Source organism: candidate division KSB1 bacterium (assembly GCA_034506255.1).
Taxonomy (GTDB): Bacteria; Zhuqueibacterota; Zhuqueibacteria; order Zhuqueibacterales; family Zhuqueibacteraceae; genus Coneutiohabitans; species Coneutiohabitans thermophilus.
This window is the reverse complement of the sequence record JAPDPX010000016.1, coordinates 24,077-50,950: the sequence shown is the minus strand read 5'-3', so window position 1 is coordinate 50,950 and position 26,874 is coordinate 24,077. Positions and strand designations below refer to the sequence as shown.

The 26,874-nt window shown below is 59.9% G+C and carries 25 protein-coding genes; 4 read left to right on the top strand and 21 right to left on the bottom strand.

Going from position 1 to position 26,874, the window contains the following annotated elements; genetic code table 11:
* Nucleotides 1–425: 425 nt before the first annotated feature.
* The 4 genes from tnpA to ONB52_21840 form a co-directional block, all read right to left on the bottom strand.
* Nucleotides 426–914 carry an IS200/IS605 family transposase gene (gene tnpA, locus ONB52_21855; GenBank protein ID MDZ7418778.1) on the bottom strand — a complete coding sequence of 163 codons (489 nt, stop codon included), beginning with the start codon at nucleotides 912–914 and terminating at the stop codon, nucleotides 426–428.
* Between the two features lie 245 nt (nucleotides 915–1,159).
* The gene (locus ONB52_21850; GenBank protein MDZ7418777.1) at nucleotides 1,160–3,160 is read right to left on the bottom strand and encodes a tetratricopeptide repeat protein; all 2,001 of its coding nucleotides are present in this window, start codon (nucleotides 3,158–3,160) and stop codon (nucleotides 1,160–1,162) included.
* A gap of 263 nt (nucleotides 3,161–3,423) precedes the next feature.
* Nucleotides 3,424–4,401: a hypothetical protein gene (locus tag ONB52_21845; GenBank protein ID MDZ7418776.1), complete on the bottom strand. Its 978-nt coding sequence runs from the start codon at nucleotides 4,399–4,401 to the stop codon at nucleotides 3,424–3,426.
* A 14-nt stretch (nucleotides 4,402–4,415) separates the two neighbouring features.
* On the bottom strand, nucleotides 4,416–5,021 hold the full coding sequence (locus tag ONB52_21840; GenBank protein ID MDZ7418775.1) for a biotin transporter BioY: 606 nt from the start codon (nucleotides 5,019–5,021) through the stop codon (nucleotides 4,416–4,418).
* Between the two features lie 140 nt (nucleotides 5,022–5,161).
* Between ONB52_21840 and ONB52_21835 the strand changes: the two genes are divergently transcribed.
* Nucleotides 5,162–5,533 (top strand): DUF4430 domain-containing protein, encoded by a 372-nt coding sequence (locus ONB52_21835; GenBank protein MDZ7418774.1) that lies wholly within the window; start codon nucleotides 5,162–5,164, stop codon nucleotides 5,531–5,533.
* A 367-nt stretch (nucleotides 5,534–5,900) separates the two neighbouring features.
* Here ONB52_21835 and ONB52_21830 read toward each other — a convergent pair whose 3' ends face one another.
* The 14 genes from ONB52_21830 to ONB52_21765 all read right to left on the bottom strand — a co-directional run bounded on the left by ONB52_21830 (nucleotide 5,901) and on the right by ONB52_21765 (nucleotide 20,986).
* Nucleotides 5,901–7,073: a hypothetical protein gene (locus tag ONB52_21830; GenBank protein MDZ7418773.1), complete on the bottom strand. Its 1,173-nt coding sequence runs from the start codon at nucleotides 7,071–7,073 to the stop codon at nucleotides 5,901–5,903.
* Nucleotides 7,074–7,305: 232 nt separating this feature from the next.
* Complete coding sequence (locus ONB52_21825) at nucleotides 7,306–7,986, bottom strand: zf-HC2 domain-containing protein (GenBank protein MDZ7418772.1); 681 nt, start codon at nucleotides 7,984–7,986, stop codon at nucleotides 7,306–7,308.
* Entirely contained in the window at nucleotides 7,976–8,584 is a 609-nt protein-coding gene (locus tag ONB52_21820) for a sigma-70 family RNA polymerase sigma factor (GenBank protein ID MDZ7418771.1), read from the bottom strand. The genes ONB52_21825 and ONB52_21820 overlap by 11 nt, the downstream gene beginning before the upstream one ends.
* Nucleotides 8,585–8,680: 96 nt before the next feature.
* Nucleotides 8,681–9,610: a glycosyltransferase family 2 protein gene (locus ONB52_21815; protein ID MDZ7418770.1), complete on the bottom strand. Its 930-nt coding sequence runs from the start codon at nucleotides 9,608–9,610 to the stop codon at nucleotides 8,681–8,683.
* A gap of 67 nt (nucleotides 9,611–9,677) precedes the next feature.
* Nucleotides 9,678–10,829, bottom strand: a complete 1,152-nt coding sequence (locus ONB52_21810) for a glycosyltransferase family 2 protein (GenBank protein MDZ7418769.1) — start codon at nucleotides 10,827–10,829, stop codon at nucleotides 9,678–9,680.
* Entirely contained in the window at nucleotides 10,826–11,668 is an 843-nt protein-coding gene (locus tag ONB52_21805; GenBank protein MDZ7418768.1) for a DUF4292 domain-containing protein, read from the bottom strand. The genes ONB52_21810 and ONB52_21805 overlap by 4 nt, the downstream gene beginning before the upstream one ends.
* Nucleotides 11,665–13,626, bottom strand: a complete 1,962-nt coding sequence (locus ONB52_21800) for a tetratricopeptide repeat protein (GenBank protein MDZ7418767.1) — start codon at nucleotides 13,624–13,626, stop codon at nucleotides 11,665–11,667. Before ONB52_21800 ends, ONB52_21805 begins: the two co-directional genes overlap by 4 nt.
* Nucleotides 13,627–13,995: 369 nt before the next feature.
* The gene (locus ONB52_21795) at nucleotides 13,996–14,589 is read right to left on the bottom strand and encodes an HD domain-containing protein (protein ID MDZ7418766.1); all 594 of its coding nucleotides are present in this window, start codon (nucleotides 14,587–14,589) and stop codon (nucleotides 13,996–13,998) included.
* 77 nt (nucleotides 14,590–14,666) lie between these two features.
* Nucleotides 14,667–14,987, bottom strand: coding sequence for a heavy metal-binding domain-containing protein (locus ONB52_21790; protein MDZ7418765.1), 321 nt, complete (start codon nucleotides 14,985–14,987; stop codon nucleotides 14,667–14,669).
* A 58-nt stretch (nucleotides 14,988–15,045) separates the two neighbouring features.
* Nucleotides 15,046–16,320 (bottom strand): adenylosuccinate synthase, encoded by a 1,275-nt coding sequence (locus ONB52_21785; GenBank protein MDZ7418764.1) that lies wholly within the window; start codon nucleotides 16,318–16,320, stop codon nucleotides 15,046–15,048.
* 116 nt (nucleotides 16,321–16,436) lie between these two features.
* Complete coding sequence (locus ONB52_21780; protein ID MDZ7418763.1) at nucleotides 16,437–16,775, bottom strand: STAS domain-containing protein; 339 nt, start codon at nucleotides 16,773–16,775, stop codon at nucleotides 16,437–16,439.
* Nucleotides 16,776–16,831: 56 nt separating this feature from the next.
* A complete protein-coding gene (gene secF, locus ONB52_21775) occupies nucleotides 16,832–17,761 on the bottom strand; it encodes a protein translocase subunit SecF (protein MDZ7418762.1) in 930 nt (309 codons plus the stop codon).
* Nucleotides 17,762–17,803: 42 nt separating this feature from the next.
* The gene (gene secD / locus ONB52_21770; GenBank protein ID MDZ7418761.1) at nucleotides 17,804–19,873 is read right to left on the bottom strand and encodes a protein translocase subunit SecD; all 2,070 of its coding nucleotides are present in this window, start codon (nucleotides 19,871–19,873) and stop codon (nucleotides 17,804–17,806) included.
* A 333-nt stretch (nucleotides 19,874–20,206) separates the two neighbouring features.
* Entirely contained in the window at nucleotides 20,207–20,986 is a 780-nt protein-coding gene (locus ONB52_21765) for a class II aldolase/adducin family protein (GenBank protein MDZ7418760.1), read from the bottom strand.
* A gap of 560 nt (nucleotides 20,987–21,546) precedes the next feature.
* Between ONB52_21765 and ONB52_21760 the strand changes: the two genes are divergently transcribed.
* The 3 genes from ONB52_21760 (at nucleotide 21,547) to ONB52_21750 (ending at nucleotide 24,421) form a co-directional block, all read left to right on the top strand.
* Nucleotides 21,547–21,882, top strand: coding sequence for a hypothetical protein (locus ONB52_21760; GenBank protein ID MDZ7418759.1), 336 nt, complete (start codon nucleotides 21,547–21,549; stop codon nucleotides 21,880–21,882).
* Between the two features lie 44 nt (nucleotides 21,883–21,926).
* On the top strand, nucleotides 21,927–22,601 hold the full coding sequence (locus ONB52_21755) for a hypothetical protein (GenBank protein MDZ7418758.1): 675 nt from the start codon (nucleotides 21,927–21,929) through the stop codon (nucleotides 22,599–22,601).
* A gap of 392 nt (nucleotides 22,602–22,993) precedes the next feature.
* Nucleotides 22,994–24,421 (top strand): UDPGP type 1 family protein, encoded by a 1,428-nt coding sequence (locus tag ONB52_21750; GenBank protein MDZ7418757.1) that lies wholly within the window; start codon nucleotides 22,994–22,996, stop codon nucleotides 24,419–24,421.
* A gap of 31 nt (nucleotides 24,422–24,452) precedes the next feature.
* On the opposite strand, the gene ONB52_21745 is transcribed toward ONB52_21750, so the two are convergent.
* The 3 genes from ONB52_21745 to ONB52_21735 are packed head-to-tail and all read right to left on the bottom strand — an operon-like array spanning nucleotide 24,453 to nucleotide 26,874.
* Nucleotides 24,453–25,382: an alpha/beta hydrolase gene (locus ONB52_21745; protein ID MDZ7418756.1), complete on the bottom strand. Its 930-nt coding sequence runs from the start codon at nucleotides 25,380–25,382 to the stop codon at nucleotides 24,453–24,455.
* 56 nt (nucleotides 25,383–25,438) lie between these two features.
* Nucleotides 25,439–26,599: a molybdopterin-synthase adenylyltransferase MoeB gene (gene moeB / locus ONB52_21740; protein MDZ7418755.1), complete on the bottom strand. Its 1,161-nt coding sequence runs from the start codon at nucleotides 26,597–26,599 to the stop codon at nucleotides 25,439–25,441.
* Nucleotides 26,596–26,874 (bottom strand): MoaD/ThiS family protein, encoded by a 279-nt coding sequence (locus tag ONB52_21735; protein ID MDZ7418754.1) that lies wholly within the window; start codon nucleotides 26,872–26,874, stop codon nucleotides 26,596–26,598. Before ONB52_21735 ends, moeB begins: the two co-directional genes overlap by 4 nt.

Here is a 26,874-nt window from a genome sequence, read left to right as displayed (position 1 = left end):
TGGCGAGATACTTTTTGATGAGGGCAAGACGCGCCGCGGGACACACCCGCCGTCTGCGAGACCACATGGGACTCCTCCTGGTGAATTTTGCGCAAAGATACGCAGCGATTCACCAAGAGGAAAGATGTGGTTCACCGAGGGGATACCCGGAGGAGCGGCCCATGCCCGCGGCGAAAACATCTCCAGCGGAGCGAGGAACAGGTCGCCCCGATGGGGCTGGGATGGTTGAATAATTCCTGTGCTATAAACAGGTCGTCCCTAGCGGGACTGAAGGGCGTCCATCTTGGCGAGTAGAAATTCATAGTTCTCTCGCACTGTTTGGGTGTGGGGATGCTCCGACCCAAAGGCGGCTCGAAAATCCTCAGGCGGCGGCGATACAGCTCCAGCGGAGCGGCCTGTTTATAGCTCCGTCCAACCCACAAAATTCAAGCTCCGGAGGAGCGGCCCACGCCCGCGGCGATCCAATCAAACACATATTTCTCGTCATACTCGATTTCAAATTTTTTGAGCAATTCCAGGTATTCGGCTTTGAATGATTTCCTGGTGTGATGTTGCTCCTGGGTGTTGATGTATTTCACCACCCGATCCACCTGCGAATGGCTGTAGGAAAATGCACCGAAGCCTTCCTGCCAGTTGAAGCGGCCTCGCACCCATTTCTTCTCGTTGATAAATCCGGAGGAGGCTGCCTTGATGTCACGTACCAGATCCGACAAGGCGATGCTGGGCTTCAAGCCAATGAGCAGGTGGACATGATCGGGCATGCTGTTGATGGCGATGAGTTTTTGGCCTCGGTTGCGTACAATGCCAGTGATGTATTTATGCAGCTCTTCCTTATGTTCCGGTTGGAGAAGATTCTGCCGGCCTTGTACGGCAAAGACCACATGAATGTAGATTTGGGTGTAGGTGTTGGCCATTGGTGGTTCTGTTCCGTGTTGAGATGATACAGGTCGCCCCGATGGGGCTGGGATGGTTGAATAATTCCTGTGCTACAAACAGGGCGTCCCTAACGGGCTATAAACAGGTCGTCCCTAGCGGGACTGAGGGGCGGCCATCTCTCATCTTCAGGCCGAGGCACAAACAGCTCCAGCGGAGCGAGGAACAGGCCGCCTCGCCGGGGCTGGGAGGGTTGAATAATTCCTGGGCTATAAACAGGTCGTCCCTAGCGGGACTGAGGGGCGGCCATCTTGGCGAGTAGCAATTCATAGTTCTTCCGCACGGTCCGGGTGTGCGGATGCTCGGGGCCCAAGTGCTGCTCAAGAATCTTCAGGCTGCGGCGAAACAGCGGCTCGGCCGCGGCATAGTGGCCCTGATCTTGGAGCAACATCCCCAAATTGTTCAAACTCCTCGCGACCTCCGGATGCTCGGGGCCCAGGTGCTGCTCGTAAATTCCCAGCGCGCGGCGATACAGCGGCTCGGCCGCGGCATAATGACCATTATCATGATAACATCGAGCAAGAAAATCTAAAAGCGAGGCAAGTTCCAATTCGCTGAGGGTGACTTTATGTTGATCGACCAATTGCTGCGCTTCCAAGACAATTTCAAGCGCTGTGGGATACTCACCGCAATCGCGTAATACCTCGCCATACCACAAAAGAAGCTGATACAAGGTTCCTGCCGCGGCGCCGGTTGCCACCCGTTGGCGTTCTTGGTTGATCTTTGGCGGAAGTTCGGTCAGCAAATGATGCCGGCGCAGTTGTTTCTCCAACGATGCCGCCAAATCGAATCGCCAGAGGGTGCGATTGACGGCGATGCGATAAGGCAGGGCCAGCAGCCAATTTTCCTGAAACCACCTCTGCAACCAGTCTTCCAGTTGCGCCAGGCTTTCGTAAAACGGACGGTTGCACGCCAGCGGATCGCACATTTGTCGGGCGATGTGGCTCAACAGGTATTTCCACTTTTGATCCTCGAACGCATGGACAAAAAAGAGGCGGTTATTGGCGCCTGATATGGTTTTATTCCGACCGTTTTCCTGCATGGGTTTGGCCATGGGAGGGGAGGTTTCATCGCCGGCTTCCAAAAATTCATACCACGTATCCTCCCACGCTCCGATTTCCTCATCGCTGTGTTTGCGCTCAGCCGGAATCACCGTTTCGGCAACGGCCTGGGGCAGGAAGGTTTCTCCCATGGCCGCCGCCATGAACAGGCCATCCAGCAAATAAGCATCGAACGGCGGTGAAAGTTGTGGGCAACGCTGCGCAATCAGACGCTGCAGACCCCGGCGCGCCAAATCCGCCGGGAGAAGGGGCTGAGGGTCGTCCCGGGCGTTCCATTTATCCGTTCCAGTTCGATCTAGAATGCCTTCTTCCTGTAGAAGTTGCCAGAGAGAATTCATGAGGCCGGGATGACCCGCGGAAAAGTTATGAAGGGTTTGCGCCCATTCCGGCGACAGTCCGCAAGCTGCCAGCCTGGTCACGCAGGCGTCTTTTGCAAGCGCCGGGACGGCAAAGCAGCGCAAGTGATCATCGTTTCTGAGAAAGCGCCGGATATTTTTTGAGGGGTTCTGGTCATCCACTTGCTCTTCATGGGTGAGTATGGCAATCACCCAGGCCGATTTTCGCAGATAGCCTTCATTCACGAGATGAGCGAGGGTGCGCGCGTGCTCAGGATCCTGGTCATTAAAATTTTCAATATGCAACAGCAGCGGTTTTTCTTCGGCCAGCGCAAAAATGGCGTCCTCGACCTCTGCGAGAGTCTCGAAAGTTTTGGGTGATTTCGCGGGGAAGATCAGGTCTTTTGCAAAGTTCTGAAAGATGATCCAAACCACCTGCAGCAGGAAGGGACTGGCTTCTGCTGCAATTTCGGTGGCGCTGTCGAAAGCTTTCTGGTGCAGCCCGCGATCCCGTTTCGCAGTATCATACAAAGACTGTTTGTTCAGATCCAAAATGAAGCTGGTATACCGGCTGAGCTGCGTTTCCTGCTGCAGGAGGCGAGCGAGCAGAGTTTTTTTGCCAATGCCTTTTTTGCCGCTGAGCAACAAGGCCTTGGTGGTACTGGGCCGCGGGGTGAGATTGGCGAGGAGGAAAGGTCTCACATCTTCTTCCAAATTTGGACGCGGGATGTAGGGGAGAGCGGAAGCGTTCATCATACCCCCTTGTGGTATTGCCAAGACTGGATGCCGACAAGATGTCGGCATGACGTTGCCAGGAAAATGCCGTTGCACAGATTGCCGGTCTGCAGGCAGACGAGAGGGCTGTGCTGCTTCTCCGCACGTGACTGAGGCATTACAAACACGAGTCGCGTCAGTACCAAGATGACAAAGGCCACAAAATTTTCCCTCGTTCTCCTGGTGGGTTTTGCGGTTTGAAAATCTTTGCAAAACCTCTGCGGACTCGCCTCCTGGCCGGAGAGTTTTTGCTTTGCCTGCAAAGTTGGTGACATTGGGCCGGCAGCCCGCGCCTTTTCAAAATATCTTGCAGCAGGTCTTCATATGTTGAAATGGCGGCGGGATTGTTCGAGCCTGCCGAGAAAAGTTTCATCGAGCGTGCGGCCGGCCTGCAATAGCGCGAGCAAGGCTCCACCGATCACCGGCGGGAAACGGGGCTCGACCAGTCGCAGGCGCGCCTGCGCGGCGCCGAGCGCCTGCCAGAAGGAGGGCAGCAGCAGCTCGCGGCGATGGAAGAGTCCGCCAAGCAGCGCCAGGGGAATGGTTTGTTGCGTGTGAAACCTGGCCAGCGCGGCGCGGGCATGCAGGCCGAGCGCGAAGCCGGTCTCGGCGATCAGGCGCTGCGCCACGGCGTCACCGGCCTCGGCTTCCGCAAAAACCAGGGGCGCGAGCTTTGCCATGTGGCCGCGATCGAAACCGGGTTGATAAATCTTGCTGATGCTCAGCTCGATGCTTTCCACCTCAAAATGTCGTTCGAACACCCGGCGCAGACTGGTGGCCTCGCCGCGGCCGTCCCAATCCTGCAGGGCGGCATTGATGGCGTTGCGTGCCAGGGCAAAGCCGCTGCCTTCATCGCCCAGCAGGTATCCCCAGCCGCCGACGCGCACGAACTGTCCCTCTCCGGTGCGGGCAAAGGCAAAGGAGCCGGTGCCGGCCGCCACGATGATGCCGGGCGCGCCGGCAAAGGCGCCGGTGAGCGCGCTCATGGCGTCGCTGTCCACCGTGAGATGGCGCGCGAGGTTCACTGCCGCCAGCGCTTCGCTCACAATTTGGCGGTCGGTGGCGCGGCCGATGCCGGTCGAACACACGCCGGCGAAGTCAACGGGTTGCGGCGGAAGCTGTGCCTGTTGCTGCAGACGGCGCAGCAACTGCAGAATCGGCTGGCTGATGCCGCCGCGCACTTGCGCATAGATCACCGGTTCCGCCTGGGCACAGGCCAAAATGACGCCGTCGCCGCGCAGCAGGCAGCCGCTCAGCGCCGTGCCGCCGCCTTCAATACCAAGAATGAATTCTGCCATGTGCACATGACTCCTCAGAGATGGGGTGGGGCAACCGTCAAACGCGTCTGCAACAACCGGTAGAGCATGCTGAGTGCACCGAGCTTAACGAGGCTGCCGGGCAGGAAAATCAGGCCGCCGGTCCACAACGCCTGGGTCAAAGTCAGGCCGCTTCCCAAAACGAATCTGGCATTCAGCCAGAGATACCCGATGCCGAGTGTAAAAATCGCAGCCATGCCGGCGGCATAAGCCAGCAGCAGGCGGGGGAGGGGCAGGGCGGGAAGCTGCCGGCCGCCGCCGGAGCGGCCGTGAATCAAAATGCCGGTGAGGAAACTGGCGGGCGGAAAGCCGAGCAGATAGCCAAACGTCGGCTGCAGCACATAAGCCGGGCCGCCGCCCTGCGTGAAGACCGGCAGGCCGGCGAGTCCCAGACCGAGATAAAGCAACTGGCTGAGACAGCCGAAAACGGGGCCGAGCAGGCTGCCGGAGAGCAGCACGAAGAAATCCTGCAGGCTCAACGGCACCAGCGGCAGGGGAATACGGAGGAAGGCACCGAATGCGGTGAGCGCGGTGAACAAGCTGGTGAGAATCATGGCGCGCAAGCGTTCGCGCCGGTTGCCGGTTGTTGGGGTAAGGGGCATCTCGGCCTCGTGTGCTGATGTCTGCGGCTGTTGCCTGCCAACCGGCGGCAATATACAATGGCGGCGGCGTAATGTCAAAGGTTGCAACTGGCGGGGCGTTGCGTTATCTTGCCGCCTGCCATTCAAGCAAAGGAGAGCACATGCAAACCCTCGTGTGGTTCGTATGCCTGGGATGGGGACTGCTGGCGGGGGGCACGCTGACGGCCGCGGCGCAAAGCGGCAGCGGTGTGGCCGTGGTGGTGGAAATCCTTGCCGACTCGTCCAATCATCTCGAGGCGCGGTTGCAGGTGGCACCGGGCACCAATGGCCGCGATCTGATGGAGCGGCTGTTCAAAATGGATTATGCCGATTTCACCCGCCGATTTGTGACGGGCATTGCCGGCTTCAAAGCCGAGTCGCGCCAGCGCCAGTTTTGGAAACTCGAAATCGATGGCGAGACTGCAAAGGTTGGAATTGCCGGGGTGGTGATTCAGAGGCCGATGCGGCTGTGCTGGCGGCTGGCCAAATATTGAGGCCGCACGCTCGCAAACAATTTGAGAGGGCGGCATTTCTGTGAGCATGCGGCATTGTCATGGCGGGCGGTGCGACGCAACGCGGCGCCGGCGGATGATTTTGTGTTGATTTGTGCGCGTGAATTGCACCACGGCACGCGGGCAAAACAATTTTAAGGCGTCATGGCCCCTCGCCCGCGAAAATGTTTTTTTGTGGGACTTCGCTTCCGAGGGCGGAATGTTTGCGTTTGATGTTGACAGCGACTCATGTTTTCGCCCACGCAAATGAACTCCCACGAAAATGTTTTTTCGTGGGAGTTCGCTTTCGAGGGCGAATTTTTGGGTTTGATGCGGGCACTATTCCTTTGCCACGGGAGGCAGGCCGTGGTCAGTTTTCGGAATAAATGACCCTTTTCAGCAATTGCTCGCGCGAGATTCTGTGCGCGGCAAAATCGTCGGCATCCTGCTTGCGCAGCCGGCAAATCAACTGGCCGGGTGAATCGGGTGGGGCATCTGGCAGGTCGGTGGCAATCACCAGCCACTCCTGCGGCGCGAGGCGGGGCAAGGCCCTGCTTTGATCGGCCAGCGTTTCCGCCAGCTGCACGCGCAGCCGGCCATATTCCGCCAGCCAGCTTTGACGGCGCTCGGCGACCAGCGCTTGCATCCTTTGCGCGTGGCGTTCCATCCGGCGTTTCAACTCCGCCATCACTTGCGAAGCGGTTTTGAATTCCTCGAAGGCGGCGGACTGCTCTTGCGCGGCGGCGCTCAAATCCTGCCAAAAATTTTCGTCGAAGCTTCGTCCCAGGCGGGCATTGGTGAAGAACACCACGCCGTAATTCTCCAGATAAATGCTGCGCGCCTCTCCCGGCCGGTTGGCGAGCGTTCGCTCAAGTGCCGCCGCGATGGTTGCCAGGGCGGTTTCCCGTTCGGGCAAACGCTGTTGCTGAATGCGGCTGCGGAATTGCGCGCGGCTCAACGTTCCGGCGCGCAGGGCATCGAGATCCGGCTTGCGCACCCGCGCCAGCAACTCCCCGGGCCGGCTCTCGAACTGCCGGACGGGCTCTCCGCCCAATTGCAGGGAAACGGACCATGCCGGCCCGGCTTCGCGATAAACCGCAATTTGCTCCTGCGCACCCAACTGTTCGAGGGCATCCGCCCACTCGGTGAAAAAATCAACCAGCGCCTCTTCATCGGCAGCCGCGGCTGCCGCACGGTTGTTCTGTCGCGGGGTGCCGGTCTGCGCGCTGTAATACTCCGGCTGCCCGGCAAAGTCGGAGTGTTCTTGCTCCCACTTGAAGAAGGCAAAATTGCCGGAGGGGGCCGGCACTTTAAAGAGCACGCCAAAGCCGGGCAAATAAGTCGCCCGGGTGACGGGTTCGCGCCAATGCAAGGCCTGCGCGGATTGCACTTCCAGCAAACGGTCGAGCACCAGCTCCAGGATCTCCATGTCGCGTTGCAGGCCGGCGGGCATGCGCACCAGCTTTTGCGCCTGCAAAGCGTCAGGGGGACTGGTCGCCAGCGCGGCTGGCAGCAGCAGGGAGAGCAGTCTTTTCCCTCTCATACTCGTTTCAATCTCATCAAGTCCGGGCTGCAACCCGCTCCGTCGGGCGGTCGCCGTTCAACCTCGTGCTGTTTCCTCCCGGGGAAATTGTCATGTGCCTCTGCACACCCTTCACGATGAAAATCCAGCACAAACTTCTTTATCTGCCGGCAGACATTTGCGCGGCAATTGATTCGCCGGCCGCGGCAATTTCGCGGTCTCTGTCACCTTGCGCCAAGCCCCACCGGGTTTCTCAAGGGCTGGGCGGAATACTGCCCACGCGCAGCAGCAGTTGGTCCAGGATGCGATCCGTTTGGCGCAAACGTTGGGCGGTGTTTTGTTCGATTTTTTCCAGGCCGTGGCCGAGCAGGAGGATATCCTGCTGGCGCTGACGGTTGAATTCAGTGGCCAGACTGACCAGGGTGCGATCGAACTCAGCCTGTTGTTCCTGATAATGCGCCTGCACGAGCTGGGCAACGAGTTCACGGTTTTCCCGGCGCAACTGCTCGGTCACTTCCTGCTTGAACTGTTCGGTCAGTTCCACGGTGCGGTGCGGCGTCAGGCTGCTGCGCCAAGTGAATTCCCCGTCACGATAACGGATCTCGAGATTGAGCAGCGCACTGGTCACCAGGGCCGCGACCAGGGCGCCGGTGAAGCCCACGGCCAGACGCGCTGCCAGCGGCGCACCTTCGGGCAGGATGAGCTGCTTCAGAGCAGTCAGCCAACTGGTGCGCGGGTGGACGAACACCAAGTCCGCCGGCGGGTTCTCCGGCGGCCAGGCATGCAGGGCGAGGCTGGCCCGGCTGAGCTCTTCGTATTCCCGGCGGCAGGCTTCGCAATGGGCGAGATGAGTGCGAAGCAACCGCCCGCTCTCGACATCGATCTCGTCGTGGAGCAGGTCCATCATCGCGAGTTTGGTATCCTCACATCTCATAGTGCAGCACCTCATCATCAAGTTGCCAACGAGCCAGGACTTTGCGCAGGGCGGAGAGGCCATAGTACAGCCGGGATTTGACCGTATTCACCGGCGCGCCCAAGACCTCGGCGATTTCAGTGAACTTCAGGCCTTGATACTCCTTCATGATCACCACCACGCGTTGCTCCTCGGGAATTTCCTGCAGCGCTTTTTCGATGAGTTCGCGCAGTTGATTGCGGCTGACGATGCGGTCGGGATGTTGGCTGGCTTCCGGAAACAGGGTGAGCGCCGGATGCTTGTGCAGATCGGCCGCGCCGTTTTCCTGCAAATTCTCCAGGGAGACTGCCGGCCGCCGGCGGCGCTGCTTGATCCAATCCCGGCAGAGATTGGCGGCGATCTGATGAATCCAGGTCGAAAAGCTGGCTGGCTTGTTGAGCCGCGGCAGGCTGCGATGGACGCGCATGAACACCTGCTGGGTCAGGTCATGCGCTTCCTCACGGTTGCCGACGTACCGGAGCACAAAATTGTAGATTGTCTTTTGCCAACGCCACACCAGGGTGTTGAAGGCATTGACATCACCTTTGACAAATCTGGCGATCAGGTCCGCATCTGTCATAAGAACCGCCGTTTTGCTGCGTGAGGCGCTCCTGCCCGACCCGGGCAAGCGCTGCTTTGGTCCACCGGATTGGACGAAGGGGCTGGGAAAAAAGTTTTAAGGGGATGCCTGCCGGCGCAACAGCGCATCGCGGAAGCCGCGCGCCAGGGCAGCCGCCAGTTCATCCGCCTGACGGGGCCGGGTGAGAGCCAGCCGAAGGATTTCATGCAACGCACCACAGGCCACGCCGAAGGGAATGGTCAGCCAGTGATACCAGCGGGCATATTTGCGATAGAACCGAAAATTGCCGAGCACTTTGTGGTAGATTTTATAGCTCGCGCTAGTGCTGGCACTGATCTTGTGCCAGACCCGGGCCTCCGGCTGATACAGGCAGAGGAAGCCGGCCTGGCGCGCCCGCTGGCACCAGTCCGCGTCTTCCGCATACATGTGATAGGCTTCGTCGAGCAGGCCGATTTTTTCCACACAGGCGCGGCGCACCAGCAGGGCACAGCCGGTGAGATAGTCCACTGCTTGCGGCGCGGCCAGCGAGGCGTGATCGATCTGGCGCAGGCCGAGATGGTAGATGCGCCCGCTCCACCAGTTGATCTTGCCGCCGGCAAACCAGATGAGCTGCGGCTGCTGATGATAATAGATTTTGGGTCCGACCATGCCGACTTCCCGGCGAAACAGCGCGGCCAGCACGAGATGATCGAGAAAATCCGGCGCCACTTCGGTGTCGTTGTTGAGCAGCAGCACGAATTCCGCGCCGGCTGCCAGCGCGAGCTCAATGCCCTGATTGTTGGCGCGCGCATAACGCTCGTTGCGCGCGTTGGCCAAAATCCGCACCTCGGGGAAAGCCTCGCGGATGGCCGCCACGCTGCCGTCGGTCGAGGCATTGTCGATCACCAGCACCAGATGGGGTTGATAGGTGATCCGGCGCAACGAGGCCAGGCAGTTGAGGGTATCGGCCTTGCCGTTCCAGTTGACGATGACGATCCAGACCAGGGGCTTGGAGGTTTGCGGGTCGGGATGGTACGATGCAGTCATGAGCAGCGCGGGCATGAATCCTGGGCATTCGCACAGGCGGCCGGCGGGGCATGGCGGCGCCGGCGCATCATTGCCGCTCGGCAGAAAAGCCCAGCTCCGCCTTGATGGAATAAGCCGTCGTCGGCGCGCTGGTGGCGGTGATCATCTCGCCGAGCAGGCCGATGGAAAACATTTGCACGCCGATGATCATCAGCAAAATGCCGAGAAACAACAGCGGCCGATTGGTGAGATAAACCGACCAGAACAGCCGCTCGACCGCCAGGTAGGCGGTCACCCCGAAGCCCAGCAGGAAGGAAATGATCCCGGCCAGGCCAAAGAGATGCAGCGGCCGCTTGGTGTAGCGTGTGAGAAACAGCACGGTCAACAAATCCAAAAAGCCTTTGGTAAAACGCGAGGGCCCGAATTTGCTCTTGCCATATTTGCGCGGATGGTGCTTGACTTCGATTTCGCCGACGCGAAAGCCCTCACGATGCGCCAGCACGGCGAGGTAGCGGTGCAGTTCGCCATACACCGGGATGGTTTGCGTGACTTCGCGGCGGTAGGCCTTCAGGCCGCAGTTGATGTCATGAATCCGCAGGCCGGTGAGGCTGCCGGTGACACGGTTGAAGATTTTCGAGGTGACGCGTTTGATGAAAGAATCATAGCGCCGGCGTTTCCAGCCGGAGATGAGGTCATAGCCGGTTTCGAGTTTTTCCAAAAGCGCCTTCATCTCGGCGGGATCGTCCTGCAGGTCGGCGTCCATGGTGATGAGAAAGCGGCCGCGCGCCCGGCTGAAGGCCGCCGCCAGCGCGGCGGACTTGCCATAATTGCGGCGGAACTGCAACACCCGCACGCGCGCATCGCGGCGGCGCAGGTTCTGCAACACTTCGAACGAGCCGTCGGTCGAGCCGTCGTCCACAAAGATGATTTCGGCGGACAGGTCGAGTTCCTGCAGCGCAGCGGCAATGCGCTCATGCAGCTCGGCGAGTGACGGCGCTTCGTTGTACAACGGCACCACCACGGAGAGCGTGGGTTTCCCGGCGGGCTCGCGGCCAAGTTCCCGGCGGTGCGGCCGTTTTTTTTGGAGTTCGCCGGCGGCCGGGGAATTGGGCGGCGGGGGAGCGGTGGCGGAATTCTCTGCTGCGCCCGCCTGGCTCGCTTTTGGCTGGCGGCGACGATGGCGCGAAGAACGCCGGCGCCGCGGCACGGGTTGCTCGGCAGTCTCGGGAGAATCATTCATGGCTTGCTGTCCGGTTGGCCGGCGGCATCATCAGCGGGTTGAGTCACTCGGATGCGCCTGGCGGAAGCCGGCACGCGCATACTGAAGTCTGCCTGTGCCAGGTTGCGGTTGAGCCTCACCTCGTCATAAAACAGGGTCAGGCGCTCGCGCAGTCGCGGCTTGTCGATCTGAATCAGACGCGGCAGCCAGACGCCCTCCACCTTGCGGAAACTGCGAAAGGTCTGCCGGGCATACAAGCCGTTTTCATCGCGCTGCTCGGCCAGGGTCACGGCGCCGCGGCTGCCGTCGACCCAGTACGTCACCTGCCACTGTCCGCGCCGGCCATCAAACCGATAAGCCCCCTCTGCCGGGGTCATCGTGAAAGTGCTGTCGAAAGGCGGCAGGATGGTGCCGACGGCGCTGCTCATCAACTCGTCGTAGGTGATTTCCATCTGAAACAACAACAGTGCCTGCATGCCGCCGAGGTCGCCATAAAAATAGGTGTTTTCCAGCGGCGAGTAGGTTTCGAAGCGGTGGCCATCGGCGAAGAAGAAACCGACATCGATGCCGAACACGGCTTCGAGTTTGATGAACATGGAGTCCGGTTTGCGCACCAGCACGGTGGCGGGTGCATGCGTTTGCAGCCCGGGCGTGTCGATGATCAAGCGGCCGGTGCCACGAAAGGACTTGACCCGGCGATAGTTCTCCACCACCTGCAAGTAGACTTCGGCGGCCGTGGCGGACACGGCGGGCTTGCGGGAGGTGGACAGGGCCGCGCACCCCTGCAGCAGCAGACTGCCGAACAGCAGGGTGAAACCGGTGCGGCGCGTGCCACCTGCCGGGAAACGAAGCGGGCTCATGGTTTGTCCCGGCTGACGCCCAACTTTTGTCTCACACTGGCGCGGTCACGTTCCAGCTCGAGCGCTTTTTGCCAGTATTCACGTGCCCGTTCGGGTTGGCCGAGCTTGTCATACACGTCGCCGAGATGCTCCAGCACCTCTGCGGAGTTGTCACGCACGGCCACGGATTTTTGAATGTATTCCAGGGCCAGCTCGTATTTTCCCATCTGGTAATACACCCAGCCGATGGTGTCGAGAAAGGCGCCGTTGGCGGGCTCCTTTTCCAGTGCTTTTTTCACCATCGTCAGCGCCTCTTCCAGACGTTCGCCACGCACGGAGAGTGAATAGCTGTAGTTGTTGAGCAGTGTCGCATCCTCGGGGGCGAGCTTGAGCGCATGTTGATAGGCGGAATCCGAGGCGGCATGGCGGCCTAGTTCATCCAGGGTCGCGGCCAGCGTGCCCCACCAGCCCGCCTCGCCGGGATTGCGCGCGACCGCCCGCCGCAGATAAGGCAGGGCCTGCTCATGCTGCCGCAACTGGCTCAGGCAGAAACCCAGAAAAAAATTGGCCAGCGGGTTGCCGGGATCGAGCTCGACCGCCCGTTCGAAGCTCTGCTGCGCTTCCGCGGTGCGATTCAGCAGCAGATTGGAATGCCCGTGCATCATCCAGGCGTCGGGCAGGGCGTTTTCGATCTGGAGGGCCTGTTCGAGATAATCCACGGCCCGCTGCCACTGTTTGTTGTTGTAGGACAGCCGGCCGAGCAGCAGGTAGCCGCGAAAATCCCCGGGCGCGCGTGCAACCCAGCGCTGGTAGGTGGCCTGCGCCCCGGCGGTGTCACCGCGGCTGAGATAGAGCCGGCCGAGCATCTCGGTGTCCTCGATGTCGGAGGAATCATCCGTCACTTTGCGCAGCAGCGCGGCGATGGCGCGGTCGGTCATGGCGGCGGCCTGCAGCGAATCATTGCGCAACCGGTAGAGCTCGCTCAGTTGCAGCATGAGACGGACGTCACTGGAATCGCGCTGCCAGCGCTGATGCAAGGAACGCACCACCTGGTCGAGGCTGGCGCGCGCGGCCAGCGTGTCGCCGTTGGCGAGATGGAGCTGGTGCAGTTCGAGACGCGCTTCCAAATCCGTGCTGTCGAGCGCGGCGCGCTGCTCGATCAGCGCGATGGCACGGCGGCGGTCACCACGCGCGAGAAAAATTTCTTTGAGGCTGTCGCGCACGCGGTGAAATTCGGCGTTTCGGGCGAGCGCTTTTTCATACCAGTTGATCAGGCGCAGCGTGTCCTGCCGGGCGGCATACACCGACGACACCGCGAGATAACCCTGTTCCTCGCCGGGCGCATCCTTGATGAAATAGGCAAAAGCGGCTTCGGCTTCATCATAGTTTTTTTCGCTGAGATAGAGCGTGCCGAGCGCCAGCCATTCGCGCGGACCGGCCTTGCCGAGATCGACCAGCCGTTGCAGCATCTCGATAGCGCGGCGGGAATCGCGCTGCCCCATGCTGAGCGCCGCCAGATTGAACAAGGCGGCGGCATTTTCCGGATCAAACGTCAGGATGGTCTCGTACTCCCGGGCAGCCGCGCTGCTCCTGCCCTGCCGTTGGTAGAGATGCGCCAGATTCTCGCGCGCGGGAATGTAAGTGGGATCGAGACGGAGTGCACGCTTGAAGGACTGCTCGGCGGTGGGGAGATTGCCCAGCGCCAAATAGGCTTCGCCAATGGCATTCATCAGGGAGGCGGAGGCAGTGTCATAGACCGCGGCTTCCTGATAGGCGTTGAGCGCCGCGGCGTAGTCTTCCTGCAACTCGGCAAGCGCCCCGCGGATCACCAGCTCGGCGGCCCGGGGATCGGCCGCCGCCATGGAGCGGTCACGACGCACGCTCTTTTCACCACTCTTTTTGGTGGCGGAGGTGGTGCACCCCAGCCAGGAGATTCCCAGCAGCAGCGGCAACAGCCAGACAACGCAAAATCGCTTCATGTATCTTTCCGGAAAATAGCGGAGATTTCTGCTCTCCCCTCCCCGCCTCTCACCTCCGCGGCGAAAAGCGGGATTGTCACAAAAATCGAGATCATATTGAGCTCGTGCGCTTTGGAGGCCGCAAAATATAGCGCACGTGCCGGCGAATAACAAGAAGTTTTCCGCGGCAGTTGCAGTCATTGCCACCGGCAGCAGGCAGGCGGGAGGGCAGAGGGGCATGGTCAAGGACAAAGGTCGCCATGTTCTCTAAGGCTGGAGAATCGGAGGGCAAAATATCGCCGGCCGGCGGAATGAATTGGAGCTGCTCGAACAGCCCCGGCATGACACCCGTGACGTGGCGGCCGGGGCATCACCGCAGCCCGGCTTTGCTCACCCCGGGGTGACGGGTGAGACCGTCGCTTTGGCCTCCCCCTGCAGCCCCAGCTCGGCGGCAACGCTTTTCATCGCCTCCAGACAATTGGCGATGTGCTCGTCCAGGGAGAGATTGAGCAATGTGGCGCCACGCAGGATATCCTCGCGGCTGACCTGACGCGCGAAGGCCTTGTCTTTCAGCTTTTTCTTCACCGAGCTGACTTCGACCTCCCGCAGGCTTTTATTGGGCCGCACCAGTGCCACAGCGGTGAGAAAACCGCACAGCTCGTCGACCGCCAGGATCGTTTTTTCCATCAGCGTTTCGGGCTGCACGCCGGTGTAATCCGCGTGCGCGAGAATGGCGCGGCAAATGGCTTCTGGTTCGCCGCGCTCCCGCAACAGCTTCACCGTTTGGTAGGGATGCTCCTCTTTGGAGGGATGGCGCTCGTAGTCCATGTCGTGCAGCAGACCAACCACCGCCCAGGTTTGTTCGTCCTCGTTGAATTTGCGCGCATAGAATCGCATGGCCGCTTCGACGGCCAGCATGTGCTTGCGCAGACTGTCGGAAGCGGTCCATTCGCACATCAATTGATAGGCTTGTTCACGGGTCATGGTACACTCGTTGAAGATCACCGGCACGAAAGCCCGAGGGGCCGGCCAGGGTTGCCCGCCGCCGTGCGCGGCGGGGTTTATTCCACTTGCACCGCGGTGCCGTTGGCAATGACGATCATCATCGTCTCGCCGACGCTGAAGACTTCATAATCCAAATCCACCCCCACGACAGCGTTGGCGCCAAGCTGCTCGGCATTGGTCTGCATGTCTTTGAGCGCCAGACTGCGGGCAGTGACGAGGTTCTTTTCGTATTTGCTGGTGCGGCCGCCGACGATGCCGCGCAAGCCGCGGAACAAATCATCCACCAAATTCGAGCCAATGACCGCTTCCCCGGTGACGATGCCGAGATAGCGGACAACTTTCCGGCCTTCGATGGTGTCTGTGGTGGTCATCAGCATCTCACCTACCTCCGAAAGATGGAACCCCGGGAAAACCGCCACCGGCAGACAGCAGGATTCAGCGCCACAGGATTTGTTCCCGCTCGGCACCCACCGAGACGATCCGCACCGGTGTTTTGGTCAGGTTTTCCAGGTGGCGCAAATAATCCTGCGCCCGTGCGGGCAATTCTTTGAAGGTGCGCGCGCCGCCGGTGGGTGTGCACCAACCGGGCAGGGTCTCATAAACCGGCTCACAATTCTCCAGGACCTGCAAATCGGCGGGAAAATGCCGCAGCTCCCTGCCGCGATGGCGATAGGCCACGCACACCTTGATTTCGGACAGGGTATCAAGCACATCCAGTTTGGTCACGGCCCAGGCCGCCAGCCCGTTGATGTGGACGGCATAGTTTGCCACCACTGCGTCGAACCAGCCGCATCGCCGCGGCCGGCCGGTGGTGGCGCCAAACTCCGCGCCCAACCGGCGCAAATCGATGCCACTGTCATCGGGAATTTCGGTGGGCAGCGGGCCCCGGCCCACACGCGTGGTGTAAGCCTTGACCACGCCCAGCACTTCGTCGATCGTGGTGGGGCCAATCCCCAACCCGGTGCAGGCGCCGCCAGCCGTGGGGCTGGAGGAGGTGACAAAAGGATAGGTGCCAAAATCGAGATCCAGCAGCGTGCCCTGCGCGCCTTCGCACAAGATCCGCTGGCCGGCGGCGAGGCTCTGCTGCAGCAGCCGGGCGGTATCGGTGATGTAGGGGTCGAGCAAGGCGTCAAAGTGCTGATACTCACGCAAAATATCATCCGGGTCCAGCGGGGGGTGACCATAGAGCGTGCTCAGCAGGGCGTTTTTTTCCTGGAGATTTTGTTCGATCTTCCGGCGCAGCAGGCCGGCATCGAGCAGATCGACCACACGGATGCCCATGCGCAGCGCCTTGTCGACGTAAGCCGGGCCGATGCCGCGGCCGGTGGTGCCGATCGGTTCGAGTTCACTCGCCGTTTCGCGGCTCTGGTCGAGCAGCTTGTGATAGGGCATGACAAGATGGGCCCGATGGCTGATGAACAGGCGACCGGCGAGCGAGAGGCCGCGCTGTTCCAGCAGGCTCACCTCGGCGAGAAACGCCACGGGATCGATCACCATCCCGTTGCCCAGCACACACTTGATGTGAGGGTGGAGAATGCCGGAGGGGATGAGATGCAACACAAATTTTTCGCCGCGATGAACCACGGTGTGACCGGCATTGGCACCACCCTGATAGCGCGCCACCACTGCGGCGCTTTCGCTCAGCAGGTCGATAATCTTGCCTTTGCCCTCATCACCCCACTGGGCGCCAATCACGACTTGAACGGGCATGGATGCGGGGAAGTCAAGGATGAACAGATGAATGCAAGTGAGCAACGGATGGAGGCGAAGCGGTTGCAGGCCGGACAACGGCAGAGGGCGGGCTGCACAGCGGCAGGCCCGCGGGCTCAATGGAAACTGGCAATCGCCTGCTCGAGTGATTCATAGGTCTCGAAAACTGTCAGCAATTTGGTGATCATCAGCAGATTCTGGATGCGCTCGGTGACATGGACGAGTTTGAGTTCCCCCCCGTTGTTGCGCATCGTGGTCAGCCCGCTGATCAGAATGCCCAAACCCGAGCTGTTCATCCACTCCACGCCGCCGATATCGGCAACAATATGAACCTTGCCCCTGTCGATCAGCTCATGCAGCTTGTCGTTGAGCAGGCTGGCATCCGGGCCGCCCATGATTCTGCCCGACAATTCCAGCACCACAACCTCACCCACCTGCTTCTCCTGCACATTCATGTCACACCTCTCGTGTCATGGGTTCAGGGCTGCGCCAGTTGGGGGCAGGCGCGGGCTTACCGCACTCCCACCGGTTTCATCTTGATCTTGGCGGTTTGGTGGCGGTGGTACCACTCCACCACCAATGGCGCCGCGATAAAAATCGAGGAGTATGTTCCGACGATGATGCCGGCCAGCATGCAGAACGAAAAGCCGCGAATGACTTCGCCGCCGAAGAGGAACAGGATCACCACCACGATCAGCGTGGTGCCGGAGGTGAGGATGGTGCGGCTCAACGTCTGATTGATGCTCAGGTTGACGACCTTCTCGATGGTCATGGCTTCCCGGCGCAGCAAAACCATGTTCTCGCGAATGCGGTCGTAAACCACGATGGTGTCATTGAGGGAGTAGCCCACCAGCGTCAGAAAGGCAGCAACAATCGCCAGGTTGATCTCCATGTTGAAGAGGGAAAACAACCCCAGCGTGATCATCACGTCGTGGACGAGCGCGATCACCGCGCCCACTGCAAAGACGAACTCAAAGCGAAAACTGATGTAGATCAAAATCAGGCCCAGGGCAATGATGATGGCCCAAATTGCGGCATCGCGCAGCTCCTGCCCGATTTTCGGTCCCACGCTGTCCACCGACTGCAAGGCAGGGGGGTCATGGGGAAAGGCTTTCTGCAGGGCGGCAAGAATACCCTCCGAAATTTGGGTGCCGCTTTCCTGCTGTTGCACACGAATGAGAAAATCCGTGCGGTCACCAAACTGCTTGATTTCCGCCTTGGTGATCCCCTGCGCCGACAGCGCCTGGCGCACCTGCGCGGTTTGCTGGGGGTTTTGAAATTTGACATTGACTTCGGTGCCGCCCAGAAAATCGATGCCGTAAAGCGGGCCCCCCTTGAGCAGCAGGGAGACGATGCCCGCCACGATCATGGTCAGCGAAAAGGCCAGGGCGAATTTGAGCCGGCCCAGGAAGTCGATATTGGTTTGGCGTAAGAATTCCATTTGACGAATCTGCTCCTTCACACAGGATGAGGATCGGCCAGATCAAATGCTCAGGGCCGCCATGCGCCGGCGGCTGGTTATGAAATCAAAGATCAACCGCGTCACCATGATGGCCGTGAACATGCTGGCGATGATACCGATGGAAAGCGTGACCGCAAAACCGCGAATCGGGCCGGTGCCAAATTGATAGAGCACCAGGGCGGTCAGCAGCGTGGTGAGGTTCGCGTCAAAGATCGTCCAGAAGGCCCGGTTGTATCCGGCTTCGATGGCGGCGCGCACGGTCTTGCCGGTGCGCAGCTCTTCCCGGATGCGCTCGAAAATGAGCACGTTGGCATCCACCGCCATGCCGATGGTAAGAATGATGCCCGCCACCCCCGGCAAGGTGAGCGTGGCTTTGAAGAAAGCCAGCGCCGCCATCACCAAGATAACGTTCAGCAACAAGGCCACCGTGGCGATAAAGCCGGAAAACTTGTAGTAAAAGATCATAAAGATGACGACCAGGACAAAGCCGAGAATGGCGGAATACTGGCCTTTGGCGATGGAATCGCGGCCCAGGGAGGGGCCGACGGTGCGCTCTTCAATGACTTTCATCGGCGCCTGCAGCGCGCCGGCGCGCAGCACGATGGCGAGATCCTGTGCTTCTTCGGCGTTCATGCTGCCGCGGATCACCGCCGAGCCGCTGGGGATGCGCTCATCAATATTGGGCGCCATCACCACTTTGCCGTCGAGCACAATGGCCAGACGCTTGTTGACGTTGGCCGCGGTCACCCGCGAGAAAATTTTGGCACCCTGGTCGTTCATGCTCATGTTGACCTGCCAGTCACCCTGCCGCACCACTCCCGCGCCACTGCTGATGGTGGCCTGCGCCTCGGTGAGATAGGTGCCCGTCAGTTCCGCTTCTTTTTTGAGCAAATAGAGGCGGTAATATTGGTTGTCGGCCACCGGCTCGGCTTTGCTGGACCAGGCCAGCTCGGCATCCGGCGGGATGACGCGCTGCACTTCCGGACTGTTGAGGATGCGCTCGACGATGCGCTGATTCCTGGCCGGGAACGCAAAGTCCGGGCCGAGTGCCGCCCCCAGTGAGAGAAACGGCTTTTCGCCAAAGATTTCCTTGTCCACAGCCACGGTCGAGTCAATGCCTGTGGCTTGCGCCGCACTGGTGTCGCCACCCAAAATCGCAGAGCCGCCGAACAGATCCTTGACGCTGACTTCCTGCTCCTCGCGCACTTTGGCGGCGTGTGACGCGGTGTCGACCGGCGCACTGGCGGCTGCGTTGCTGTCCCTGCCACCGGCAAGGTTGCGTTTCACCGCGGCATCAATCTTGGTGAAGACGTCGTTGACGACTTCAGGATCATAGACGAGTTGGAACTCCAGCAAGGCCGTCTGCCCAATGATGTTCTTGGCGCGGGCGACATCGGAGATGCCGGCCAATTCAATGACGATGCGGCGGTCACCCTGGCGCGTGATGGAAGGCTCCGACACGCCGAACTGGTCGATGCGGTTGCGCAGAATTTCCAAATTGCGATCGACCGCGTCGGTGGCGTTCTTGCGCAGCTCTGCGATGACCTCGGTGTCCGTCTGCGAGCGCTCGCCAAAATAGCGATTCAGACGAATCTCTCGCGCGGCAAAACGCTGCTGCAGCACCTCGAAGAAATCGACGTTGGGCTTGGCAGCCTCGCTTTCGACTTCACGCATGATTTCATCGAAGCGCGCGTCCTTGTTCTTCGCAATATCGCGCGCCATTTTAGCCAGGTCGACTTCATAAACCAGATAGGAACCGCCCTGCAAATCCAGGCCGCGCTTGATCGCGCGACCTTCATATTTGGCCAGCTCATCATTGAGCTTGATCAGGGCTTCCACTTCTTTTAAAGCGGCAGAGAGCTCGCCATTACGGCCCTGCAGCGCCTGTCGAACTCTCTGCTCCAGCACACCTTTGGTGAGCGCCTGGTTGATATCGTCATATTGAATGTGGGTGAGCTTGGTCAGGGCACTGACATGCGCGTCGGTCTTGCCCTTGAGCGAGCTGACGACAAAGGTGGGATACAGCTCATAAATCGCCCATAGAATCATCACCACAACAATGATGGTGCGCAGCGTGTTATTGCGCCTCATGAACGGCTCTGCCTCCAAAAAAGTAGTAAGCGCGCGTCGCGCGGGGAAAAAGTTCCAGCCAAATTGTGCTGCATGCAGCCCGTGCCGGCCCGGTCCTGCCCGCTGCTGCGGATGGAGGGACCGGCTTGTGCACAGCAGTGCGGTATCTTCTAGCGATGAGAAAGGCGGGCTGAATGTTGTATGCGTCGATGATGTTTAAAGATGTTTGAAAAATTAAAACGGCTGCCAATATAGATGATTTGCTTTTGAAAGTCAAGCGAAAGGTCGGCTTAAGTCCTTTATCACAACATCTGCACGCCGCTTTTGGCGGTTTGGCTGCGTTGCCCGGGCACTCTAATCACGCAGACGCGTCAATATGCGATCGACCAGCATGCCGAGATGATCCCTGCCGCCGGGGTCGAATTTTTCCGCATAGTTTGGGCACAGGCTTTCCAGGCAGTCGCCCGCGCAGGTGGCACAACCGGGATTGAGGCCGGTCTGTCCGTACTTCCCACGCAAGGCAAAAAGCTTTTCGACCTGTTCGCGCGACAGCAGGCGCTCGCCGCCGAGTTGCCGCGCCACAAACAGGATGTGCGCATAGTGCTCCACCCGCTCCAGCCGGTCATAGGCCTCTTCCAGTTCCCGTCCCACTGTCACCACGCCGTGATTGGCCAGGAGAATGGCATCGCTGCGGTGGATGAACGGCCGCAGGGATTCAGGCAGTTCGGCGGTGGAGGGTGTACCATATGACGCCAGCGGAACCGAACCCAGCGTGGCAATGATCTCCGCCGCGACACAGGATTCCAGGGAGAGACCGGCCGTGGCAAAACCGGTGGCATAAACGGGATGGGCATGCACCACGGCATTCACTTCCGGACGCTCACGGTAAATGAACAAGTGCATGGGCAACTCGCTGGACGGCTTGCCACCGCTCAACAGCCGGCCCTGCAAATCAACCAGCACCATGGCCTCCGGTGACATCAGCCCCTTGCTGATACCGGTGGGCGTGGCGAGAATCGCGCCGCGGGACAACCGCACGCTGAGGTTGCCGTCGTTGGCCGCGACAAAGCCGCGGGCATGGATTCGTCTACCGATTTCACATAGACGCTGCCGGTATGTGCTTTCGTCGGACATGATGCGTGGCTTCAGAACTCATGGTCAGCAAAAGTTCACCTGCAGATTTCATGGTTGGCAACGCCAATATGGCCGGGTCAAAGCAACTTCGCAATATTTTTTTCAAAAATGTTGAAACGGTGCAACATTTTGTTTGCGTTTAGCCTGCAACGATATTATATTCCGCGCACCATTCGCGAAAAGGACGGGCTCTGTTGCAGAGCCGCCCTCGAAACACATGGAAGTGTTGCTTGCCAGGACGAATCGCAAGGCGCTGCCTGACATTGTTTCCGTTGTTGTCGGAGGTTGGAGTAATCCATGTTGTGCGACACGTGTGACATGGAATGCGCACCGCAACAGTGACCCCGTTTCCTCCAACCAAGCTGTTACTTCCTACTGTTTAAAACTCTTTCATGCAGGGTAACGGTCGCGTGCAACGGCACGCGCGGCGGGAACTGTCCCTGCTGTATCACTCAATCGGATGAGTGGGGGGGGGGTAAGGTGCAGACATGATTCTAATCCAAGCGCGCGCAAAACAAGCAAGCCCGTGTGATTGAGCGTGGCCTATGATACCCCCAAACGTGAAAGCCCGCTTGCCATTTTCTCCTCTGCGTAACATTCCTTCTTTTTTCAATTTCCTTTTTCCTTACATCATTCAGTTTTCATTTTCAATCGGAGCGATTTTTTCAAACGAGCGAATCAGTTTTGTTGCCGGGCGCGATGCGGTCTCCCCTGCCGGTGGCAACGAGACAGACAGTCTGGCGTTTTTTCGCATGGGAAAGACCGGTTCACCCAACCAGGGTAGCTGGGTGTCCGCGGAGCACCATTTGCTGTGCTGGATCCTGATGTTTCAGAGCGGTCGGCGCATGTGCCGTGTGCCGGCGGTCAATTTGAAACATCATTTACTGAAAGGGTAGGAACATGGAGGAAAAACCAAACATGAGGTACGGAGGGCAAAACGATGCGAGCAAACGTGCGTGTGGTCGCTCGCCGGTTGCCAGGTGGCTTCTTCGCTCTCTTGGCGCTGGCACTGGTCGCCTGTTCGACTTCACCGACTGAGCAACTGGCCCGAGCGGAAAAGTTGCTCAGTGGGCTGGAGTCCAAAGGGGCGGATCAATACCTCACCTATGAGCTGGCCGAGGCACGGCGGGGCATCGAAGAGGCGAAAAAGTTCATTCGCCACGACGACCGTGAGCGCGCCAATATCTCGCTCGCCCGCGTTTGTCAAAAGCTGGACAGTTGCAGCATTGCCTTCCTGCAACTGCGGCGGCTGGCAGAGGCGGCGAGCCGGCAGCGCGTGCAACTGCTCAGCTCCCAGCTCGAGGTTCTGGAGAAAACCATCGCCGGCCTGCCGCGTCAAACTTATGTCGATCAAAACCGGCATGACATCCACGTCCATCGCCTGCGGCGCTATCACAAGGATGTCGAATCCATGCTGGCTTTGATTCAACTTCAAAACTTCCCGGAAGTGCTGCGGCGGGCGGCCGAGTTGGAGCTCCAGGTGCAAAAGGCCCTGATTGGCCTGACCACCTCGGCCCGGTTCACAACACGGCCGGCGCCTCATCCGGTTGCCAAAGAGCGTAAAAAGGAGGAAAAACAAAAAACGAGTGGCTATCTGGCCACAACCACAAGGTAGGCAAGGCTCAAACTTTTTTAGCCGGCTCACTGCCCCGGGCAGCGCGCCTCGTTTTTAAAACCATAACCGAGGCGAAGGCTATTTATTTTTCAGAAAAATCCTGGCATTCTGCAGCACACTCCTTCCTGCTCCCCTAATTTCCCTGCCACTGGCGGCAAAGGATTTCTTTTTTTTAAAATTCACCCACTCACCCCCTGTTTGCGCACGAGATTTTTTTTCGTACATTGTCTGTCCAAAGGCTCTGCCCGTCAACCGGCCGGAAGTCCTGCTCGTCTTTCAGCTTGCATTGTCTCTGGCCTGTTCCGCGTCAGAGTGAGAGTCTGCAGACGGCCTTCCGGAGGTGCCGGCGCAAGCCGGGGAAGAGATGGACCCGCAACTGGAGATTCCGCATCATGGCGATGATGTCCACACATCCGGATTATGCTTCTCTCAAGCAGGCAGCCGAGGCTGCCGGTCAAGGCCATATTTTTCGCCACTGGCACCAGCTCAACGAGCACAGCCGCCGCCGGCTGCTGTCCCAAGTCTCGACCATCGATTTCGCACAACTGTCCAAAATCTACACCGAGTTGCTCCGGAAGCGTCGTACCGGTGGCAGCCAGATGTCACTGGAGCCGGCGGAAGTGATTTCGCTTTCCCATCAAAGAAGCCACCCCGGGGAGTGTGCCGCCATGAGCGAAGCCGGCGCCGAGCTGTTGCGCCGTGGCAAAGTGGCGGCGATCCTGGTCGCCGGTGGCCAGGGTTCGCGCCTGGGTTTCGAAGGCCCCAAGGGAATCTATACCTTCGGCACACCGAGTGGCAAAAGTCTCTTCCAGGTGCATGCCGAAAAAATCAGGGCCATGGCACGGCGCTATGGCGCGGCCATTCCGTGGTACATCATGACCAGCGAGGCCAATCATGCGGCCACGCAGGCTTTTTTCAGGGAGAATGAATATTTCGGCCTGCCCCCCTCCGATGTCTTTTTCTTCCAGCAGGGCATGATGCCGGCGATCGATGCGGAGGGCAGGATCATTCTCGATGCACCGGACCACATTTTCATGAACCCCGACGGCCACGGCGGCACGCTGGCCGCACTCGGCAAAAGCGGCGCGCTGGCGGACATGCGCCGCCGCGGCCTCGAACAGCTCTTCTATTTCCAGATCGACAATGTTTTGATCAAAATGTGCGATCCGCTCTTTCTCGGTTATCACGCCGCCGCCGGCGCCGAGATGAGCGCAAAGGTGTGCAGCAAACGCGACCCGCATGAAAAGATCGGAGTGATCGGCAGGCGGCACGGCCGCCTGACGGTGATCGAATACAGCGACATGAGCGCAGCCGACAAGGAAATGCGCAATCCTGATGGCACGCTCAAATACAACAGTGGCAGCATTGCCATTCACGTGCTGCAGGTCGATTTCGTCGCGCGGCTGATCGAAAGCGGAACTGCCCTGCCGTGGCATGTCGCGCACAAAACCATCCCCTTCATCAATCAAGCCGGCAAGTTGATCAGACCCACCCAACCCAACGGCTATAAATTTGAAACCTTCATCTTCGATGCCCTGGGCGAGGCGCGGGGCAGTGTGGTGCTGGAGGTGGAGCGCCGGCAGGAATTCAGCCCGATCAAAAATGCCAGCGGCGTCGATTCGCCGGAAACGGCGCGGCGAGACTTTTACAATTTCTATGGAGAATGGCTGGAACAGTGTGGTGTAACCGTGCCGCGCGACCGCGACGGCAACGTCCGCGCCAGAATCGAAATCAGTCCCTTGTTCGCGCTGGACGCCGCCGAACTCGCGCAGAAAATCCGGCCGGATTTCAAGGTTGGGGAGGAAGTTTATCTGCGTTGAAGTCCGCTTTTCCGGCGTGGTACGTGCCCCCTCAGACCCGCCGGTTCTGCAGGGGCGTGCGGCTCTCGCGGCAATGGGTGCGAATGAACGCAGCAACCCGCGCCAGTGCCTGTTGCGCCTGTGGTAATTTGCCGGCAAAGAAATGCCAGCCGTGAATCATTCCCGGGCTGACCTCCAGTTCCACCCGCACGCCCGCCGCCTGCGCCCGCTCCGCCAGACGCACGGCATCATCATGCAGAATCTCATCCGATCCCACCTGAATCAACAACGGCGGCAAACCGGACAAGTCGGCATGCAGCGGCGAGGCCAGCGGGGTGCGCGGACTTTTGCCGCCGAGATAATTTCTTGCCCATTGCTGCAAGGCCTTCCGCGTCAAGACCGGATCCTGCCCGGCCCTGGCCAGCATCGAATGCCCGGTCAATTCCAAATCCACCCAGGGCGAAAGACAGACGGCCGCGGCCGGCAACGGTTCGCCATGGTAGCGCAACGCCACCAGCGTGGCGATGGCGAGACCGCCGCCGGCAGAGTCGCCGACCAGGGCTATGCGTTCTGCTGACACACCTTCAGCAAGCAACCAGCAGTAAACCCGCATGGCGTCTTCCAGTGCCGCGGGGAACAAATGCTCGGGCGCCAGGCGATAGCCCACCGCGAGCACACGGCACTGGCAGGCCAGCGCGAGACGCGCGGCCAGCTCGCGGTGCGTATCGAGTGAACCCAGGTTGTAACCACCGCCGTGCAGGTAAAGCACGACTGTCTCATCCGCCGGCGTGCCAAGCAGCAGCCATTCCACCGGCACGCCCTGCGCAAAAATGCGCCGGCATTCGATCCCGGGCACTCCCTTGAAGCGCGCAAAAAATTTTTGCAGCACGGCACGCTGCCCGGCGATCGTGCGGTCCGGACGCAAGGCCATGAAACGATACAACCGCACGATCAACTTGATGACCCACATTTGCAAACTCATCCGCCTCACTCCTTCCTCACTCCTGAATCAAGCGGAAACCGTCGCCAATCGCGCGCTCAATACTTCGGCACCGTGGCATCCACCTCCTCCGACCAGGCGAGGATGCCGCCGGCCAGATTTCTCGCAGAGGGATAGCCCGCCTGATGCAGCAGCCTGACCGCTTGCGCGCTGCGCTTGCCGGAGCGGCAGTATGCCACGATCGGCCGGCTGCCATCGATCTCCGCGAGGCGTTCGGGCAACTGCGCCAGTGGCACCAGGTGGGCGCCCGGCAGCGCGCAGATTTCAAATTCATACGGTTCGCGCACATCCAGCAAATAAATGTCCTCCGTTTTCAGCCTGCGCGCCAGCTCCGTGGCGGAAATGTCGAAGCTGTTGTGACCGCCGTGTACATCGCCCGCCCCTGGCATACCGCAGAATTGCTCATAATCGATCAGCGCAGTAATGGTGGGCGCCTCGCCGCACACTGGGCAGGCGGGATCCTTGTGCAGTTTCATCTCGCGGAAGCGCATCGTCAACGCATCGAACAGCAGCAACCGGCCCACCAGGGGCTCGCCGATGCCGAGAATCAGCTTGAGGGCTTCATTCGCCTGAATCGTGCCAATAATGCCCGGCAACACACCCAGCACGCCGCCTTCCGCACAACTTGGCACCAGACCCGGCGGCGGCGGTTCGGGATACAGGCAGCGATAGCACGGTCCCTGCTCCGCCCAGAACACACTGGCCTGACCTTCGAAGCGGAAGATGCTGCCGTAGACATTCGGCTTGTGCAGCAGCACACACACATCATTTACCAGATAGCGGGTGGGGAAATTGTCCGTGCCGTCGATGATGATGTCGTAATCGCGGGCGAGGGCCAGCGCGTTCGCTGCAGTGAAACGGGTTTCATGCGTCGTCACCTGCACGTGCGGATTGAGGCCGGCAATGAAGTTTTTCGCACTTTCCAATTTGGGCCGGCCCACCGACCGGGTGGAATGCATCACCTGGCGCTGCAGATTGGAAGCCTCCACCACATCACAATCCACCAAACCCAGCCGGCCCACGCCGGCAGCGGCCAAATACATCGCCAGGGGAGAGCCCAGGCCGCCAGTGCCGATGAGCAGCACACTGGCAGCCTTGAGCTTCTTTTGCCCGGCCAGCGCCACTTCCGGCAGAATCAAATGCCGGCTGTAGCGTTGAATCTCCTCATGGGAGAGGGCAAACGAGGCGCCGTTGCTCATCTGCCACCTCCCGCCACCGCGGGCACGATGCTGATTTCATCGTCATCCGACACCGGCGTGGCCTCCTGTTGCAGATGGCGAATGTCCTGGTCGCCAACGAACACATTGATGAATTTGCGCAACCGGCCCTGCTCGTCGTACAAGTGCCGCCGCAATTCCGGGAAGCGCCGGGCGAGTTGTTCGAGCACTTCGCCGACGGTCCTGCCGCTGATCGCGAGGCGGGCCTGTTGTTCCGTGTATCCACGCAGGGCGGAGGGAATGACGAGGTATGCCAT